Here is an 18,162-nt window from a genome sequence, read left to right as displayed (position 1 = left end):
CTCCCCCTCCCCCCTACGAACGCTTCTCCGAACATGCCCCACGAGCGGCAGCACCCGGAGCACACGAGGGCGTTCGGCACCACGACCGTCACCCGGCGGTCGCCCCCGTGAGCCCGTGACGCCCCACCGAACGCCCGTACGTGTCGTTCTCGTCGAAGTCCCGCGCCGCTAGGGTTACTTGGAGGAACACGGCCACGGAGGTGAGCACACGGATGCCAGGGCCCGTGACCCGGATCGGTATCACCGGACACCGGGAGATCCCCGAAGCCGCCCTGTCCGCCGTCCGCTCGGGCATCCGGGCGGAGTTGCGCGGCCGCCCCTCCACCACCCGGGCCCTCAGCAGCCTCGCCGCCGGCGCCGACCAGCTCTTCGCGGAGATCGCCCTCGAGAGCGGCCTCCAACTGACCGCCGTCATCCCGGGCATGGACTACGAGACCCACCTCGGCGACGACGAGGTCCGCGGCGCCTACCGCCGCCTCCTCAAATGCTGCGCCGAACGCGAGCAGCTGCCGTACGAACGCACCCACGAGGAGGCGTACTACGCGGCCGGCCGCTACATCGTCGACCACACCGACCGCATGATCGCCGTCTGGGACGGCGCCCCCGCCCGCGGGCTGGGCGGCACGGCCGACATCGTCGACTACGCCCGCCGCACGGGCGTCCCGGTGACGGTCCTGTGGAGCCCGGGCGTACGCCGCGCCTGACCCCTCCCCGCGCGGGGCGCCCGCGACCCCGTCAGGACCCGAACCGCACCAGCCAGTCCGTGTGCTGCGGCGACACCAGCCGCTCCGCCTCCGCGACCGCGTCGGCCCACCCGTCCTCGGTGACGGTGGTGCTCATGGCGACGCGGTGCGTGTCCAGGTCCTGTTCCACCAGTTTGTGGGCGTACGTGAGGGGGCGGTGCCGTCGCACCTCCTGCCAGGCGACACCGGCCGCGGCGGCGGCGCTGAGGACACCGGTGGGGTCCCAGCGGCTGCCGATCACCCCGGTGGCCCGCGCCACGGCGGTGGCCAGGGCCAGCGCGGTCAGCATGGTGGTGACGCCCGACCAGCGCACGGACGCCTGGTGCGCCTGCCCGGCCTTGCCGCGGTACCAGGCCAGCTGTTCCAGGACCCGGTCCCGCAGGTAGATGTCGCGCCGGGTGGCGAACGCCTTGGCGCGCACCGCACGCATCATCGGCGTGATCTGCCCGAGTCCGCGCTCGGTGAAGGTCGCGCGCGGGTCCTCCCACCCCACCTTGCGCAGCTCGCTGAGCCGTTCCTCCAGCCGTTCGGCGAACAGCGCCTCGGGGTTGACGAGCCGTGAGTGGAACGGCCCGCCGTGCACCATGAACTGCCAGGCCAGCGACTTGACCACTTCAGCTGCCGCCCGGTGCGCCTGCCACTGCGCCCGCGCCCGGCGACGGGACACGTAGAAGCCGATCCCTATCGTCAGGGCGTACAGCACGGCCGCGACGCCAGAGGGCACCCGGCTCCCGACCCGCTCCGCCAGAGAGGCGGTCGCGGTCGCGAGCAGCAGGACGACCAGCTGCATACGGACGACCTTGAAGGATTCACCCTGATGGGTCACCGCCTTCTCGTCGCACACCTGGAACAGCGGGCACAGATCTCGATCACTCACCGTGGTGCTGGGGCCGGGCGTCGCAGCCATGCAGACCTCGTACGGATACCGGGAAGCCGACAGAAAAGGTCATGCTCTCGTCAATCTGCAATATGCACCAGATCGCCACCTCGTCATATCGCGCACGAACCCCCGTCGGCGCATGATAGAAACGCGAAAGTCTGCACTCTGTCGTCCACCCTCATGTCCGAGCCTCGACCAAAAGGACCTCGTCAGCAAGGGACCGATGGCAGCGTCCCTTTTTTCGAACTGGAGCGACGAGATGAACCTTTCCCTCACGAAGACGACGCGTGGATCGAAGACCGCCCGGTCGGCCCGCACGACGCTGGCCCCGCTCACGAAGGTCGCCGTGCACGAGCCCCGCACCCAGCGCTCCACCGGCCGGGTGACGGACGCTCGGGGGCTGCACCTCACGAAGCAGGGGTTCAGCTCCAGCATCTGACGTAGGCCGACCGGGGCTTCAACCCCCTTGTTGATCAAGGAGGTTGGGCCCCGCCGTCATGTCCGCGACCGGGTCGCCGGAGGGCTTACACTGCCGAGGTGAGGGACCCCGCGATCCAGCAACTGGTACTCAAGATCCACAGCCGGTGCGACCTGGCATGCGACCACTGTTACGTGTATGAGGCGTCCGACCAGTCGTGGCGCTCACGGCCGGTCGTCATCTCCGAGGAAACCCTCGACCAGGTCGTCCGCCGTCTCACCGAGTATGTGGTGGCCAGGAAACTGGAATCCGTCACGGTCATTCTGCACGGGGGAGAACCCCTCCTCGTGGGCCCGACCAGGCTCAGACGAATCTGCGCGGAACTCACCCGCGCACTCGCCCCGATCACCGCACTCGATCTGCGCATCCACACCAACGCCGTGCGGCTCAACAGAGATCATCTGCGGATCTTCGACGAATTCGAGGTGAAGGTCGGCATCTCCCTCGACGGGGACCGTGTCGCCAACGACCGTCACCGGCTCGACCGTCGGGGCCGCAGCAGTTACGACCGGGTCCTGCGGGCCATCGACCTGCTCCGCCTCCCGGAGCACCGGCACCTGTACCAGGGGCTCCTGTGCACCGTGGACATCGCCAACGACCCGGTCGCCGTACACGACGCGCTGACCCTGCTCGAACCGCCCCGCATCGACTACCTGCTGCCGCACTCCACCTGGGACACCCCTCCGCCGGGTCATGACCCCGGCGGACCGGCTACGCCCTACGCCGACTGGCTGCTGAAGATCTTCGACCGCTGGGAGGAGCAGGGGCGCCCCATGCCGGTCAGGACGTTCGACTCGGTGCTCAGCACCTTGCGCGGCGGCCCCAGCCTGACCGAGGCGCTGGGGCTCGCCCCGTCCGACCTGGCGGTGATCGAGACCGACGGCACCTTCGAGCAGGCCGACTCCCTCAAGACCGCGTACGAGGGCGCACCCGCCACCGGCTACGACGTCTTCCGGCACGGCTTCGCGGAGTTCGCCGAGCACCCCGGCGTCCGGGCCCGGCAGCTGGGCATCGCGGGAGTCAGCGAGACGTGCCGTCGCTGCCCGGTCGTGGAGTCCTGCGGCGGCGGCCTCTACGCCCACCGGTACAGCGGCGAGCGGGGCTTCGACAACCCCTCCGTGTTCTGCGCCGACCTGCGGGGCCTGGTCGAGGGCATCGCGGAGCGGATCACCGAGCGCGCGCTGCACCCGGCGGTCACGGACCCCGACCATCTCGGGCTGGCCCAACTGGAGCTGAACCGGACCCTGTTGGCCCGGGTGAACACCGAGCTGTCCGGTCACCCCGACTGGGACGCGACCTGGGACCTCCTGGTCGAGCTGGACTCCGACGCCGGGACCGCACCCCACCTCGACACCGTTCTCGCCCACCCGTATCTGCGTACCGTGCTGCTGCGCGCCCTGGAGGGCCGGGCCGACCTCCCCCGGCTGACGGCGACCGCCGTGGCGGCCGCCGTACTCGCGGAGCGGGAAGCCACCCTCACCTGGTGGCAGCCGAGCCGGGACCTGTACCTCCCGACCCTCGGGACCCTGCGCCTCTCGGCGCCCGGGCGGGTCGAGTGCGCGATCACGGCGGACGGCCTCCAGGTGACCGGAACGGACGCGGACGACGGCGAACTGCGCGTCGAATGGCGCCCGTTGAAGTCGATGGAGCTCACCGGCGGACCGTCGTCGCTCCTCATCGACGACGCCGACCCCTACCGCGACTGCTACCCGGCGCCGGTGGCGGCCCCGCTGAACCCCAGCGACCTGGCGCTCTTCGCCAAACGCCTGCACGCCGTGTACGACGTGCCGGAAGCCCACGAGCCGAGCCCTCGGCCCGCCCCGGACACCTCCCTCTGCACCACCATCACCCCCCTCGCGGCCGGTGCCGGCCTGCTGCCGGGAACGGACACACCGGGCGCCCTGGGGGTGGCCGTCGACTTCGAGCCCGAGGAGCTGGCCCGCGAACTGCCGCTGCTGCTACGGCGGTCCAGGCTCGCCGCCCTGCGTCAGGTCGCGGACCTGAACGTGCCCGGCACCGGCGCCGGACGGCTCCTCGACGAGGCGAGCGAGGCCATCGGCCGGGCCACCGCGTCGACCGACCGGGCCGCCCGCGCCGAGGAGCTGCTCCACGCCCGGCACACCCTGGACCGGCTCGGCGCTCTGCCGGATGCCCAACTCACCGAGAGTGGAGTTCACTTGGCAGAGGAACTACGAAGAGAATGGGTGACGCTGCATGGGTGACGCCAGTCGACCGCAGGGCGTCACGGCCCGTCTCCACGACGAACTGGCCGAGTGGGGCGTCCGCCCCGGAGGCGTCCTGATGGTGCACGCCTCGCTCAGCGGCACCGGCCTCGCCCCCGTCGCCGTACGCGACGCGCTGCTGAGAGCCCTGGGCCCCGACGGCACACTCGTCGTCCCCGCCTTCACCCCGGAGAACTCCGACACCTCCCGCGAGTACCAGGCGTTCACGGAGGGCATGACCGAGCGGGAGAAGGCCGAGTTCCGCACGTCGATGCTCCCCTTCGAGCCGAACGCCACCCCCTGCCCGACCATGGGCGCGCTCGCCGAGTGCGTGCGGACCACCCCCGGTGCGGTGCGCAGCGCCCACCCGCAGACCTCCTTCGCCGCCCTCGGGCGCCGGGCGGAGGCACTGCTCTCCGGCCACGACCCGCACTGCCACCTCGGCGAGCGGTCCCCCATGGCCACGCTCTACGAGGCCGACGCCCAGGTCCTGCTGCTCCGGGTCGGCTTCGGAGTGTGCACCGCCTTCCATCTCGCCGAGTACCGGATGAGCCCGCCGCCCCCCGTCCGGACGTACCGCTGCGTGGTGGAGGACAAGGGCAACTGGACGGAGTACGAGGACCTCTCCCTCGACGACGGCGACTTCGCGGCGATCGGTGCTCTTCTACCGCACGGCCTGGTCACGGAAAGGCAGTTCGCGGGAAAACAGACGTTTCTGTTCGGGATGCGCGATGCTGTCGACACGGCCCGGCACCTGATGTCCGGATATCGCGCTGAATTGACGTGAAACGAGCCATCTGCCGGAGGTGTTGATCGGGCACATTGTTGGTTCCAGCTGGAGAGCGCCTAGGCGGGGGCACGAGGCATCGAAAGGCGGGGGCGTGTGGGCACAGCTGCGTGGGGGCGGGCTCCGGACAATCGTCCGTACTTCTTTCTCAGTTACGCGCACACGCCGCCCTCGGGGCCCGACAGCGGTGATCCCGACATGTGGGTGCACACGCTCTACAGGGATCTCTGCGAGACCGTCCTCGCCCTCACCGCCCACCCACGGGGCACGCCCGCCGGATTCCTGGACCGGGAGATGCGGTCCGGTGAGGGCTGGCCCGACCGGCTCAGCGAGAACCTCGCGCACTGCCGGGTGTTCGTCCCGCTGTACTCCCCCCGCTATTTCTCCAGTGACAATTGCGGCCGTGAGTGGTTCGCCTTCGACGAGCGCATCCGTGAGGCCCGCAACGCGGGCCTCGGTGACATCCCGGCCATAGTCCCGGTCCTGTGGACGAGCATGGACCTCGAAGGCCTCCCCGAATCCGTCCGGCAGATCCAGGTCGAGCGCTCCAAGTACGGCGAGCGCTACTCCTCGTACGGAATCTACGGGCTGATCAAGCTCAAGCGGTTGCGGGACGAGTACGAGGAGATCGTGTTCGGTCTCGCCCAACGGATCGTGCAGGTCGCCGAGAACACCCCGCTGCCGTCGAGCCGGCCCCGGCCCTACGAGTCGACGCACAGCGCGTTCCGGCCGCACGGCGAGGGTCCCCGCCGGATCCATCTCACCGTGGTGGCACCCAACCGGAGTTCGGTGCCGGAGGGCCGGGACACCGTCCCCTACGGTGAGGACGCCACGGAGTGGAACCCGTACCACAGTGAATCCCGGCGCCCGCTGTCGGAGTTGGCGGAGGAACTGATCCGGTCGCTCGACTACCGCATCACCGTCTCCGACTTCGACCTCCCCGATCCCGGTACCGATGCCCTCACCTCCGACGAGTCCGACGCCGACGCGGCCGGCCGGTCCCCCGAGTCCCAGCCGGGGATCCTCCTGCTCGACCGCTGGGCCCTGCTCGACCGGGACCGGCGGCACCGGCTCAAGATGTTCGACTCGACCGCCCACCCCTGGGTCGGCGCGATCGTCCCCTGGAACCGTCTCGACCTCCAGTGCCGCGGTGAACAGGGCGAGCGGTTGCGTGAGGAACTGGACGACACCCTGCCGCTGATCCTGGAGAGGGGCCGCCGCGCCAAGTGCTGGGCCGCGGTCAACGGCGTACCCACACTGCGACAGTTCACCGAGATACTTCCGGTGGTCGTGGCCCAGGCGACCCGGCAGTTCCTCAGGCACGCGAAGGCCCATCCGCCGCCGGGCCCCGTCACTCCCCGACCACGGCTCAGTCTTGCCAGCCCGACCGACCCCGATGCGGATTCCGACCACGGAGGACAAGCATGACGGCTCGTCAGGACGGACGCATCATCACCTTCTACTCGTACAAGGGCGGTACGGGCCGCACGATGGCCCTGGCCAACGCGGCATGGATCCTGGCCGCCAACGGCAAACGGGTCCTGGCCGTCGACTGGGACCTGGAAGCCCCGGGCCTCGACCGCTTCTTCCAGCCCTTCCTCGACCAGAGCGTCCTCGCGTCCACCACCGGGGTCATCGACATGATCACCGAGTACTGCTGGGCCGCGACCACCGGCAGCCCGCGAACCGGGGCCTGGCACCGGGACTACGCCCGCGTCGAGCAGCACGCCGTGTCCCTCAGCCCCGAGCGACTCGGGCTGTCCTTCCCCGAGGGCGGATCGCTCGACTTCCTCTCCGCCGGACGGCGGAACCGGGAGTACTCGGCCGCGGTGTCGTCGTTCGAGTGGGACAACTTCTACGAGCGGCTGGGCGGCGGCCAGTTCCTGGACGCGCTGCGCGAGGACATGAAGGCGTCGTACGACTACATCCTCATCGACAGCCGTACGGGCCTGTCGGACAGCGCGGACATCTGCACCATCCAGATGCCCGACGTCCTCGTCGACTGCTTCACCCTCAGTGGTCAGTCCCTGGACGGCGCCGCCGCGGTGGCCCGCAGTGTCGAGGGCGGCCAGCACAAACGGCGGATCAGGGTGCTGCCGGTACTGATGCGCATCGACGAGGGCGAGAAACGGAAGGTCGACGCGGGCCGGGCCCTGGCCCGGCTGCGGTTCGAGGGGCTGCCGAGAGGGCTCGAGGGCGAGAAGCTCAGCGCCGAGCAGCAGGACGCCTACTGGGGGGCGATGGAGATACCGTACGTCCCGTTCTACGCGTACGAGGAGACGCTCGCGACGGTCGGGGACAAGAGCAACATCGCGAACTCCCTGTTGTCCGCCTTCGAACGGCTGACAAAAGTGATCTCCGACGGGGAGGTCACCGCACTGCCGCCCGTACCCGAGCCGGTGCGGCAACGCTGTCTGGACGCGTTCACCCGGCGGCAGCCGATGACGGACATCGTCGTGGTGTACGCCGCGGAGAACCAGATGTGGGCGGACTGGGTGGAGGCCGTCCTCAGGCAGACCGGCTGCAACGTGACCCTGCACGACGTGGCCACAGGCCCTCCCGAGCGCCTGGACACGGCCTCACGCGTCCTCCTGCTGATGTCCCATGCCTTCCAGAAGTCCCGGCACTTCCGGACGGTCTGGCACTCCCTCACCGACACGGCCATGGCCATGCCACGCACCGCGATGGTGCCGCTGCGTGTCGACGAGGCCCGGTTCCCCGACGCCCACATCGACCACGAGCCGGTGGACCTGTACCGGCTCGACGCCGCCCAGTGCGTCACAGCACTGCTCGGCGCGCTGAAGCTGCCGGAGCGACCCGACGACCTCGGTGTCGTGGAGCCCCGCTTCCCGGGCAGCGCCCCCTCCGTGTGGAACGCCCCGCAGCGCAACACCACCTTCACCGGTCGCGGACAGATCCTCGACGACCTGCGCGAACAGCTCCGCAGCAGGTCGTCGGCGGTGGGGACGGAGCCCAGAACCCTGTTCGGGCTCGGCGGTGTCGGCAAGACGCAGGTCGCCCTGGAGTACGTGCACCGGTTCATGGCCGACTACGACCTGGTCTGGTGGATCTCCGCCGAGCACGGTGACGGTGTCGCCTCCGCCCTCGCCGAACTCGGCGCCCGGATCGGTGTGCTCGGCGGCGACGACATGACACAGGTCAGCCAGAAAACCGTACGGATGCTCGCCGAGGGTGTGCCGACCGAACGCTGGATCCTCGTCTTCGACAACGCCGACAACCCCGAGGAACTCGCCCCGTACTTCCCGCAGGGCAGCGGCGGGCACATCCTCGTCACCTCGCGCAACCAGACATGGGAGCAGCGGGGCACCTCGCTGCCCGTCGACGTCTTCCCGCGGCACGACAGCGTCGAACACCTCTCCCGGCGCGCCCCCGGGCTGAGCGCCGAGGAGGCGGACCGGGTAGCCGAGGCGGTAGGCGACCTCCCCTTGGCAGTGGAGCAGGCGGGGGCCTGGCTGGCCGAGACCGCCACACCCATCGAGGAGTACCTGCGCCAGCTGAACGAGCAGACCACCGGTGTACTGGATCTCAACCAGGCCTCCGACTACCCCGAGACGGTGGCGGCGACCTGGAACATCTCCATCACCCGGCTGCGGGAACGCTCCCCCGCGTCCGTCCGGCTGCTCCAGCTGTGCGCCTTCATGGCCCCCGAGCCGATCTCCTCGCACCTGCTCTACAGCCGGGAGATGCTCGACGAGCTGAAGAAGGTCGACCCCAGCCTCCAGGAGAGTCTGATGCTGGGCCGGGTCGTCCGGGAGATCGGCCGCTTCGCCCTCGCCAAGGTCGACCAGGCCAGCACCAGCATCCAGGTCCACCGGCTGGTGCAGGCCGTGATCCGCTCCCGGCTCACCGGGGAGGAGCAACGGCAGGCCAGGCATGTCGTCCACACCATGCTCGCCGGGGCCCGTCCCCCCGGGGACGAACCCATCGACGCCGCCGAGACATGGCCCCGCTTCGCCATCATCTGGCCGCATCTCAACGCGTCCGAGCTGCGTGACTGCCATGAACCCGAACCCCGCCGCCTCTTCATCGACCGGGTCCGCTACCTGTGGAAGCGGGGCGACTTCCCCGGCGCCCGAAAACTCGCCGAGGAACTGGTGCGGCACTGGCACGAGACGCTCGGCGAGGACGACCTGCAGTACATGTACCTACGCGGACAGCTCGCCAACGTGCTGCGCTCGCAGGGCCGTTACCTGGAGGCACGCGAGATCGACGCAGATGTGCTCGCCCGCCAGCGCCGAGTTCTCGGCCCCACCCATCCGCACACCTACGTCACCACCTCCAGCCTCGCGAGCGACCTCGCCGCCCTGGGCGAGTACACCGAGGCGGTGAAACTCGCCCGTGAGGCCCATCAGGGGTTCCGCCAGATCTTCGAAGAGTCCAACAGCCGTACGCTCAACGCCGCCAACAACCTCGCGCTCGCGTTGCGCATGGTCGGCCACTACACCGAGGCCCGCGACATCGACCAGGACACGTACGCCCGACGCCGCGAAGTCCTGCGCCCCGACCACCCGTACACCCTGCTCTCGGCACAGGGGCTGGGCCGCGACCTGCGCGAGGTCGGCCACTACACCGACTCGGTGGCGGTCCTGTCGGAGGCCTACGAGACCCACAAGCGGATCCTCGGCAAGGACTTCCCCGGCACGCTCAACTGTGCCAAGTCGCTCGCCGTGTCCCTGCGGCGCGCCGGCCAGTTCGTGGACGCACACCGGCTGACCAGGGCGACCCTCACGCAGTACCGGACCCAGTACACCAGGGACAAGTATCCCGACCCGATCCCCGACTCCCTCGCCTGCGAGCTGAACCTGGCGGCCGACCTGTACGCCGCCGACGAGCCCGACCGGGCGCGGGACACCGTCAGGAGCGTGCTGGAGCACTATGTGAAGGTGCCGGGCGAGAAGCACCCCTACACCCAGGCCGCGCTCAACAATCTCGGCATATACCTCTGGGCCTGCGGGGACGCCGAGGAGGCGGAGGCGGTGTTCCAGCAGGTGACGGAGCGGATGTCGGCTACCCTCGGCGACGACCACCCCCACACCCTCTTCGCCCGCGCCAATCACGCCAACGTGCTCGCGGAGCAGGGTCGTCCGGAAGAGGCCTGGGTCTTGGAGGAGCCGGCTCGCGATCTCCTCAAAGACGTCCTCGGCCCCCAGCATCCCGAAACGCTCGCCGTCATCAGCAACTCCGCGCTGACGCTCCGCGCCCTCGGCCGTGAGGAAGAGGCGCACCGCCTCCGTGAGGCGACCCTCTCAGATCTGCGCCGCCTCGGCCGGCAGCTGGGAGAGGGCAACGGCATCACCCGTCTCGTGGGGCAGCGACGCCGGGTGTACCGGGACCTGGAACCACTGACGGTGTGACCGCCGCGTCAGGGCGCGGGGGCGTGGGCGGGTGCGACACGTGGTCCGTTCACGCCGCGGCCGACTCGGTGTCCGCGAGCAGCCAGCTCAGGACATCGGGGAGGGCACGGATCGCGGCGAAGTGGGCGGCGGCCGGCTCGTGGACGGTGATCGCGCGGGGGATGCGTTCGGCGAGCCAGGACGAGTGGGCGGAGGGGGTGAAGACGTCCTTTCCGGCGTGCCAGATGAGCACCGGGACCTTGGTCTCCGCCGGGTCGAACCCCCAGGGCCCGGTCAGCGCGAGTGCGTCGTCGATCCAACCGTACGGCGAGGTCCGCAGCGCCTCGTGGTAGTTGCGCAGCAGCATCGACCGGATGCCGTCGTCGGAGACGATCATCCGGTCCTCGTCGGTGAGATCACCGCGCAGCTCTTCGAGCAGCCGGGCGGGGTCGGACCGGATGGCCGCAGACCGTGGAATCAGATTGGCGACGAAGCCGCGGGGGTCGGTGAGCACTGAATGGAACTCCCGGGCATTGTAGGGAGCCATCCCCGCGAACCAGTCGAGCCCCTCCGCGTTCTGCGGCGCCAACGTGACCAGCGCCGCCGCCCGCGTCACCCGGTGCGGCAGCAGCGCCGCGCAGGCCAGGGCGTGCGGGGCGCCGCCGGAGCGGCCCACCACCGCGAACCGGTCCACACCCAGCGCGTCGGCGACGACGGTCACGTCCTCGACGGCGTCGACGACCCGTCGGCCGGGTCTGCGGTCGGATCCCCCGTACCCCGGCCGGTCGTAGCTGATGAGCCGGGTCCCCCGCTGGTAGAGGAACATCGAACGCGGCCGGGGGCCTACCCGGCTGCCGGGCATGCCGTGGAACAGGAAGACGGGCCGCCCGGCGGGATCCCCCGAGCACTCGACCCTCAGCAACCGCCCGTCGGGCGCCCGGACATGGGTCGGTGCCCGTGCCAGGTCATACACAGCGCTCCCCCTCCCTCGGCCCGGGGGCCGAGAACACGCTGCCGGGACATTTCCCGGCGGCCCACCCCACGAAACGAACCGCACCGGCGCTCCCCTCCCCCCAAGGGAGAGGCGCGCGTGAGTGTGGCTCACACCCCACAAGCACCATGCCCGACGCGTGTCTTGACTTCACCATGCCTTCACGTCAGATTCGAGGCTCCGCACACAGCCCGGGGCGTACGGGAGCGTTGCCGCGTTGCCGCCGGGGGATCAGCACCGCCACCCGTCCCTTCGTGAGGCTGGAGCGTCCCGCATGTCCAAGAGCGCGGATCCTGAGAGACGTACGGGGGCCGAGGCGGGCCCGAGCCGGCGGCGGGTGCTGGGGACGGCCGCGGGGGCCGGGGCCGCGATCGCCGCGGGCGGTGGGCTCGCGGGGACCGCCGTCGCCGCCGCTCCGCCCCTCCTCGGTACCTACGACGTGGTCGTCGTCGGTTCCGGCGCGGCCGGGATGACCGCCGCGCTCACGGCGGCGAAGCAGGGGCTGAGTTGTGTCGTCGTGGAGAAGGCGCCGACGTTCGGGGGGTCGGCGGCGCGCTCGGGCGCCGGGATATGGCTGCCGAACAACAGCGTGATCAAGGCGGCGGGGGTGCCGGACACCCCGGCCAAGGCGGCGCAGTACCTCGCGGCCGTGGTCGGCGACGACGTGCCCGCCGACCGGCAGAAGGCGTTCCTCGACCACGGTCCCGCCATGCTGTCGTTCGTCATGGCGAACAGCCCGCTCAGGTTCCGCTGGATGGAGGGGTACAGCGACTACTACCCGGAGCTGCCGGGCGGGCTGCCGAACGGGCGGTCCGTCGAACCGGACCAGTTCGACGGGAACCTGCTGGGGGCCGAGCTGGCGCGGCTGAATCCCGCCTATCTGGCCACGCCTGCCGGGATGGTGGTGTTCAGCGCCGACTACAAGTGGCTCGCGCTGACCGCCGTCAGCGCCAAGGGCCTGGCCGTCGCCACCGAGTGCCTCACCCGGGGCACCAAGGCCGCCCTGCTCGGGCAGAAGCCGCTCACCATGGGGCAGGCGCTGGCGGGTGGGCTCCGGGCCGGACTCCTCGGCGCCGACGTCCCGGTGTGGCTCGACACCCCGCTCACGGACCTGCACGTGGAGAACGGCGCCGTGAAGGGTGTCGTCGTCAGCAGGAACGGCTCCGCCGGACTCGTCAGGGCCCGCCGCGGCGTCATCGTCGGCTCCGGCGGTTTCGAGCACAACGCGGCCATGCGGGCGCGGTACCAGGAGCAGCCGGTCGGGACGAAGTGGACGGTCGGGGCCAAGGAGAACACCGGCGACGGGATACGGGCCGGCCAGCGGGCCGGTGCCGATGTGGCGCTGATGGACGACGCCTGGTGGGGGCCGGCCGTCGACACCCCGGGCCAGGCATGGTTCTGTCTCGCCGAACGGACGCTGCCCGGTGGGCTGTTGGTCAACGGGGCCGGGGCGCGGTTCGTCAACGAGGCGGGCCCGTACAGCGATGTCGTCCACACGATGTACGAGAAGGACACCTCGGCCGCCGCGCACATCCCGGCCTGGCTGATCGTCGACCAGAACTACCGCAACCGGTACCTGTTCAAGGACATCGCCCCGACCTTCCCGTTCCCGGACGAGTGGTACGACGCCGAGGCCGTCCACAGGGAGTGGACGCTCGACGCGCTGGCCGGCGCGATCGGCGTACCCGCCGCCGCCCTCCGCTCCACGGTCGACCGCTTCAACTCCCTTGCCCGGCAGGGCGACGACACCGACTTCGGGCGCGGCGACAGCGTGTACGACCACTACTACGCGGACCCGTCCGTGGCCCCCAACTCCTGCCTGGCGCCGCTGTGGTTGCCGCCCTTCTACGCCCTGCGCATCGTCCCCGGCGACCTCGGCACCAAGGGCGGGCTGCTCACCGACGCCCGCGCCCGCGTCCTGCGCCCGGACGGCACGGTGATCCCCGGCCTCTACGCGGCCGGAAACGCCAGCGCCGCCGTGATGGGCCGCAGTTACGCGGGTGCCGGCTCGACGATCGGCCCGGCGATGACCTTCGGGTACGTGGCCGCGCTGGACATCGCCGGGAAGCTCTAGCCGCGCCCCGGCCCGGCTGTGCCGTCGAGCCTCAGGTCGATCCACGGGATCGTGTCGCCGTCCAGCAGATAGCGCTCGGTCTCCACGAAACCGTGGTCGAGCGCGAACCGCAGGCCGTCCTCGTTCGATGCCAGGACGCAGGTCTCGATCGCCCGGGCGCCCAGTTCCCGCGCCCGCCGCACGGCCCGCTCGTACAGCTGCTCGCCGAACCCCCGACGCCGGTGTTCGGCGAGCACGCGCGCGATCACCGTGGCCGTGGCGTGGTCCCCCTCGGGCGGGCGGACGGTGGAGTTGCCGACGAGGACGCCGTCTACGTACGCGAGTTCGAGGTGGTTGCGTACGGCGCGCTCGCGGACGTCGTCGAGGGAGAGCGGGTGGGCCGGGATGATCGTGTTGTGGACGTGCCGCCAGGCTTCGAGTTCCTCGTCCCCGGCCGCACCGTCCACGCGCTTGATGTCGAGGTCGGTCACGGCGTCAGCCTAAGGCCCTGGACACCGCCCGCGCCGACCGGTTCTCGGCTACGCGTCGAGGAGCGCGTACGCCCGTACCGGGAACGTGCCCATGCCCTCGACTGCCGGTGGCGCGGCGTGGAAACGGAAGCCCCGCGGGGGCAGTTGCTCCAGGCCCCGCAGGTGTTCGACGACGGGGATGCCCGCGGCGAGGAGACCGGTGTGGGCGGGGCGGGTGCCGTCGTCGGTGTCGTCGATGTTGAGGGTGTCCATCCCGACGAGGACGGCGCCCTGCTCGACCAGCCAGGCCACGGCGTCGGCGGTGAGGTAGGGGTGGCCGTGGCCGTACCGGTCGGTGCCCCAGTGCCGGTCCCAGCCCGTGTGGATCAGCACCGCCCGGCCGTGCACGTCGTACGGCAGCAGCGCCGACCGATCCACGGCCCGGCCCCGGTCGGCGACACCCTCCACGCGCACGACGACCGCGTCGAGGTCGATCAGCCGGTCGAGCGGCAGGCCGGCGAGGTCCTGGCCGTCGTCGAAGCGGTGGTGAGGGCTGTCCAGGTAGGTGCCGGTGTTGGACACCATCGAGATACGGCCCATGGCGAACTCGGTGCCGGGCGCGTAGATCTGCCGTGACGCCTCCCGGGTGAGGTGCTCGCCGATCTCGGGGCCGGGGAGCCCGGGGTAGGTGATCATTCCGTGCCGGATGGGGTGGCTGAGGTCGACGATCCGCCGTGACTGGTTGCTCATGCCACGCATCTTCCCTGTAGCGCCACTTCATCACAAGCAAGATTTACTGAAGCGGCACTACAGTGTGGCTTATGGAACTGGATCCCCGGCGGCTGCGCGTCCTGCGTGCGGTGGCGTTGCGTGGTGGTGTGGTGGACGCGGCGAAGGTGCTGCATCTGACGCCGTCGGCCGTGTCGCAGCACCTGGCGCAGCTCGAACGGGAGGTGGGTCAGCCGCTGGTGGACCGCTCGCGACGGCGGGCGGGGCTGACCCCTGCGGGGCGGTTGCTGGCGGCGCGGGCGGAGCGGATCGAGCGGGAACTGGCGGAGGCCCGCCGTGAACTCACCGAGCTGACCGGGCGTTCGACGGGTCCGGTGACGGTCGCCGCGTTCTCCTCGGCGGTGTGCCATCTGCTCGTCCCGGCCCTCGCCGCCCTCGCCCGCACCCACCCGGAACTCGAACCGAGGGTGGTGGAGGCGGAGGGCCCCGACGCCCTGCGCGAGCTGCGCACCGGCGGGCTGGACGTGCTGGTCGTCGAGTACGACGGCGACGACCCCGATCCGCACGAGCAGTGGCGCGACCTGGCGTCCGCGCCGGTCGCCGACGACGAGTACCGCGTGGTCACCCCGGCCGACTGGTCACCACCGCCCCGCTCGGTGAGGGACCTGGCCGAGCGCCCCTGGGTCTCCGCTCCGCCCGGCACGGCGTGCGGCCGCGCCCTCGCGCGCATCTCCGCGCAGTACGCCTTCACCCCGAGCCGCGCCCACACCGCCGTGGAGTTCCCGACCACGCTGTCCCTGGTCCGGGCGGGCCTCGGCGCGGCCGTGGTCCCCACCCTCGCCCTCACCGACGCCCCACCGGAGACCGTGGCCCTGCCCATGGTCCCGGTGGCGGGCCACCGCCGCATCGCGGCCGTCTGGCCCGCCTCCCCCTCCGGTCCCCAGCCCCGGACCTCGGCCGTGGTCGAGGCCCTCCGCCGGTCGGCCGAGAACTTGGGCCTCACACCTGCGCCCTGACGGGGTGTGAGGTGTGGGATCGGGACGGGCGCGGCGGCGCCCGATGGGCAATCCGGTGAACCCGCCGCCCAGTGAGCGTCGACAACGCTCGTGAGCGATACGCCTAGCGGGTCGATCCGGCGTGCTCCCGCACGCCCGCCTCGCTCGCCGTCCCGGCCTCCCGCCCGGTGTGCCCGGTGTCCTTCTTCGCGAAGCCCCGCCGGCCCGGCAGGACCGCGAGGACGATCAGCGTTCCGGCGGCCATGATGACGCCGCCGACGAGGCTCCTCGCCCGCGGCCGCCGGCAGGGCGTTTTCCAGTCCACCGTCCCGCCCGCCCCGCTCGGCCGAGCCGTCGAGTCCCCAGCTGCTGACCCTGCTCGACTGCGTCAACCGCGGCACCTGGACCGACGACGGCACCGCCGCCACCGCTGCCCATCACCGCCGGAGTCGCCCCCGACACCGCCGCCGCGAAGGTCGACCACGTACGGAGGACCGGGTCGCCCCCGGGGCCCTTCTGAAACCCGGGGCCCGCCGAGGGCTCGGCCTCCAGGCGGAAGGAGTCGTACGCGCCGAACACGCCGTACGAGTCGCGCGCGCCGTACGAGTCGTACGCCTGACCGGCACGCCACCTCACGACCGACGGCACACAGGAGAAGCGCCCTGATCACGGCCTTCTACAACGCGCCCGCGACGCGGCGACAAGCCTCACCGGCCGGCCGGCTGGGTCGGCGGTACGCCGGGTCAGACCTCGTCGGCCGGGGTCGCGCCCATCTCCGACGCGACCTCCTCGACCACCGCGCTCGCCCGCGTCTCCGCCACACCGGCCGCGATGAGGGTGGCCGTGGCGATCCGGTGCCCGTCGTCCTCCAGCGCACCGGTGTTGACGGACTCCAGGAGAGCGACGTGCATCGCCTCCAGGCCGGCGCTCTGCACGGCGGGCGGCAGATGGGAGTGGAAGACACCGTCCCGCTGACCGCGCTCCAGGATCCCGGTGGCGGCCTCCCGGGCCGGCGCGAGCACCTCGGCGACGCGTTCGGAGCCGAGGTCCCGCCGGGCGAGCGCCAGCAGCATCCGGTAACGGTCCCCCACGGGCCACATCCGGAACACGAACCGCGCCAACGCCCGCTCGGCCGACTCCTCCGGCTCCGGCTCCGACCCGGACTCCACCGTGTTCCGCAACGTCTCGGCGGCTTCCTCCGCGAGCGCCTCCAACAGCGCCGCCCGCCCCGGGAAATGACCGAAGAGGGTACGCCGGACGACCCCGGCGGCCCGCGCCAGCTCCTCCAGCGTGACGTCGGGGTTCCGCCCCAGTTCCTCACGGGCCGTGGCCAGGATGCGCGCCCGGTTGGACCGCGAATTACGACGCAACGGCTCGCGGGCCACGGACTTGGTCACGGGGAACCTCGAAGGATCGGAGGGCGGACGAACAGCGGCCCCATTTTCTCACGCCGAGCCCGAGTCCCCGCTGCCCCAACACCCACGCGCCATCACCCACACCGCCAACACCCACGCGCCATCACCCACACCGCCATCACCCTCACCGTCGCCACCCCGAGGTATCACATCGGCCGCCGACGTGGATCATCTGCGGATCAGGCCCAACTCCCCAGCCCGCACGCCCGCTTGGAAGCGTGATACCGCGTCGAGGCTGGTGAGCAGCTCCGCCACCCGGCGGCGGTAGGTGCGCAGCGACATGCCCAGTTCTCGTGCGGCCACCTCGTCGGTGGCGCCGGAGACCAGGGCGTGCAGGACCTCGGAGGTCCGGGCGTCCAAGCGGGGCGGTCCCGGGTAGAGAAAGGTGGTCAGGTCGGCCGCGTTCTCCCATGCCGCTTCGAACAGCGCGTACGTGCCGCCGATCAGGGCCGGAGAGGCACTCATCGTGTAGGTGCGCGGCCCCCGGGCGGCCGGGCGGGAGGACGCCGGATCGGTGAGGATCATGGTCCGCCGGTCGATGATGACGGTGCCCTGCGGCAGAGGGGCGGTGGCGATCCGGATCCGGAAGCCGTGGGCGGCCATCTCCCGCAGGGTGTCCCGGTCGCGCTCGTCGGCGAGAACGGCGGGGCTGTACAGCTTGCGCGCCAGGGGCGCCCTGCCGAGGCGCATCTGGAGGCGGGCGGCCTCACGGGCACCGGGCCAGGTGTCGAGATCGCGGGCGATCTGGACCCACTCCGTGTCGTCCGACTCCGTCAAGGGCTTGATCCGAGCCCAGAACTCGACATCGCCGCGGAGCTCCATGACCTGTGCCATCCGCCCAGTATGCCGTTGGCAGGAAGGTGCCAAGGGCTCGCCCGGGGCGCGCGAACCTTGCAGGCTCACCTTCACGGAGAGGCATTCGCCACCGCTGCCCCGGCTCCCTCCCCCTCCCCACCCCCCACGTCCTACTCTTCCCCCTCTTCCGCATGAACCGCTCAGGAAAATCCTGAACCTCGGTAGAACGGGCCTCACCGGACAAAAAATC

15 protein-coding genes are annotated in these 18,162 nt (G+C 71.1%); 8 read left to right on the top strand and 7 right to left on the bottom strand.

Annotated elements, in window-relative coordinates; translation table 11 throughout:
• The first annotated feature begins 212 nt into the window (after positions 1 to 212).
• The gene (locus tag P1P70_RS23630) at positions 213 to 704 is read left to right on the top strand and encodes a hypothetical protein (RefSeq protein ID WP_319240950.1); all 492 of its coding nucleotides are present in this window, start codon (positions 213 to 215) and stop codon (positions 702 to 704) included.
• Between the two features lie 31 nt (positions 705 to 735).
• Here P1P70_RS23630 and P1P70_RS23625 read toward each other — a convergent pair whose 3' ends face one another.
• A complete protein-coding gene (locus P1P70_RS23625) occupies positions 736 to 1,650 on the bottom strand; it encodes a DUF4231 domain-containing protein (RefSeq protein ID WP_319240948.1) in 915 nt (304 codons plus the stop codon).
• Between the two features lie 232 nt (positions 1,651 to 1,882).
• Here P1P70_RS23625 and P1P70_RS23620 point away from each other — a divergent pair, with 232 nt between their 5' ends.
• The 5 genes from P1P70_RS23620 (at position 1,883) to fxsT (ending at position 10,485) form a co-directional block, all read left to right on the top strand.
• Positions 1,883 to 2,062, top strand: a complete 180-nt coding sequence (locus P1P70_RS23620; RefSeq protein WP_319240946.1) for a hypothetical protein — start codon at positions 1,883 to 1,885, stop codon at positions 2,060 to 2,062.
• Between the two features lie 98 nt (positions 2,063 to 2,160).
• Positions 2,161 to 4,323, top strand: coding sequence for a radical SAM/SPASM protein FxsBH, inactivated beta-hydroxylase extension form (gene fxsBH, locus P1P70_RS23615; protein ID WP_319240944.1), 2,163 nt, complete (start codon positions 2,161 to 2,163; stop codon positions 4,321 to 4,323).
• The gene (locus P1P70_RS23610; RefSeq protein ID WP_319240942.1) at positions 4,316 to 5,110 is read left to right on the top strand and encodes an AAC(3) family N-acetyltransferase; all 795 of its coding nucleotides are present in this window, start codon (positions 4,316 to 4,318) and stop codon (positions 5,108 to 5,110) included. Before fxsBH ends, P1P70_RS23610 begins: the two co-directional genes overlap by 8 nt.
• A 96-nt stretch (positions 5,111 to 5,206) precedes the next feature.
• Complete coding sequence (locus P1P70_RS23605) at positions 5,207 to 6,538, top strand: TIR-like protein FxsC (RefSeq protein WP_319240940.1); 1,332 nt, start codon at positions 5,207 to 5,209, stop codon at positions 6,536 to 6,538.
• Positions 6,535 to 10,485, top strand: a complete 3,951-nt coding sequence (gene fxsT, locus P1P70_RS23600) for an FxSxx-COOH system tetratricopeptide repeat protein (RefSeq protein ID WP_319240938.1) — start codon at positions 6,535 to 6,537, stop codon at positions 10,483 to 10,485. Before P1P70_RS23605 ends, fxsT begins: the two co-directional genes overlap by 4 nt.
• Before the next feature lie 49 nt (positions 10,486 to 10,534).
• Here fxsT and P1P70_RS23595 read toward each other — a convergent pair whose 3' ends face one another.
• Entirely contained in the window at positions 10,535 to 11,437 is a 903-nt protein-coding gene (locus P1P70_RS23595) for an alpha/beta hydrolase (RefSeq protein ID WP_319240936.1), read from the bottom strand.
• Between the two features lie 292 nt (positions 11,438 to 11,729).
• On the opposite strand from P1P70_RS23595, the gene kstD reads away from it, so the two are divergent.
• Entirely contained in the window at positions 11,730 to 13,529 is a 1,800-nt protein-coding gene (kstD, locus tag P1P70_RS23590) for a 3-oxosteroid 1-dehydrogenase (protein ID WP_319240934.1), read from the top strand.
• Here kstD and P1P70_RS23585 read toward each other — a convergent pair.
• Together P1P70_RS23585 and P1P70_RS23580 are read right to left on the bottom strand one after the other, a co-directional pair.
• On the bottom strand, positions 13,526 to 13,999 hold the full coding sequence (locus P1P70_RS23585; protein WP_319240931.1) for a GNAT family N-acetyltransferase: 474 nt from the start codon (positions 13,997 to 13,999) through the stop codon (positions 13,526 to 13,528). The two genes, kstD and P1P70_RS23585, sit on opposite strands and share 4 nt — an antisense overlap.
• Positions 14,000 to 14,047: 48 nt before the next feature.
• Positions 14,048 to 14,728, bottom strand: a complete 681-nt coding sequence (locus P1P70_RS23580) for a cyclase family protein (protein ID WP_319240929.1) — start codon at positions 14,726 to 14,728, stop codon at positions 14,048 to 14,050.
• A gap of 71 nt (positions 14,729 to 14,799) precedes the next feature.
• Here P1P70_RS23580 and P1P70_RS23575 point away from each other — a divergent pair, with 71 nt between their 5' ends.
• Positions 14,800 to 15,723 carry a LysR family transcriptional regulator gene (locus tag P1P70_RS23575; protein ID WP_319240927.1) on the top strand — a complete coding sequence of 308 codons (924 nt, stop codon included), beginning with the start codon at positions 14,800 to 14,802 and terminating at the stop codon, positions 15,721 to 15,723.
• 103 nt (positions 15,724 to 15,826) lie between these two features.
• On the opposite strand, the gene P1P70_RS23570 is transcribed toward P1P70_RS23575, so the two are convergent.
• The 3 genes from P1P70_RS23570 to P1P70_RS23560 all read right to left on the bottom strand — a co-directional run bounded on the left by P1P70_RS23570 (position 15,827) and on the right by P1P70_RS23560 (position 17,951).
• Entirely contained in the window at positions 15,827 to 15,967 is a 141-nt protein-coding gene (locus tag P1P70_RS23570) for a hypothetical protein (RefSeq protein WP_319240952.1), read from the bottom strand.
• A gap of 478 nt (positions 15,968 to 16,445) precedes the next feature.
• Positions 16,446 to 17,099 (bottom strand): TetR family transcriptional regulator, encoded by a 654-nt coding sequence (locus tag P1P70_RS23565; RefSeq protein WP_319240925.1) that lies wholly within the window; start codon positions 17,097 to 17,099, stop codon positions 16,446 to 16,448.
• A gap of 186 nt (positions 17,100 to 17,285) precedes the next feature.
• Positions 17,286 to 17,951: a DNA-binding response regulator gene (locus P1P70_RS23560; protein ID WP_319240923.1), complete on the bottom strand. Its 666-nt coding sequence runs from the start codon at positions 17,949 to 17,951 to the stop codon at positions 17,286 to 17,288.
• Between the last annotated feature and the right edge of the window lie 211 nt (positions 17,952 to 18,162).

Source organism: Streptomyces sp. MB09-02B (assembly GCF_033794485.1).
Classification (GTDB): domain Bacteria; phylum Actinomycetota; class Actinomycetes; order Streptomycetales; family Streptomycetaceae; genus Streptomyces.
This window is presented reverse-complemented; position numbering and strand designations above follow the sequence as displayed.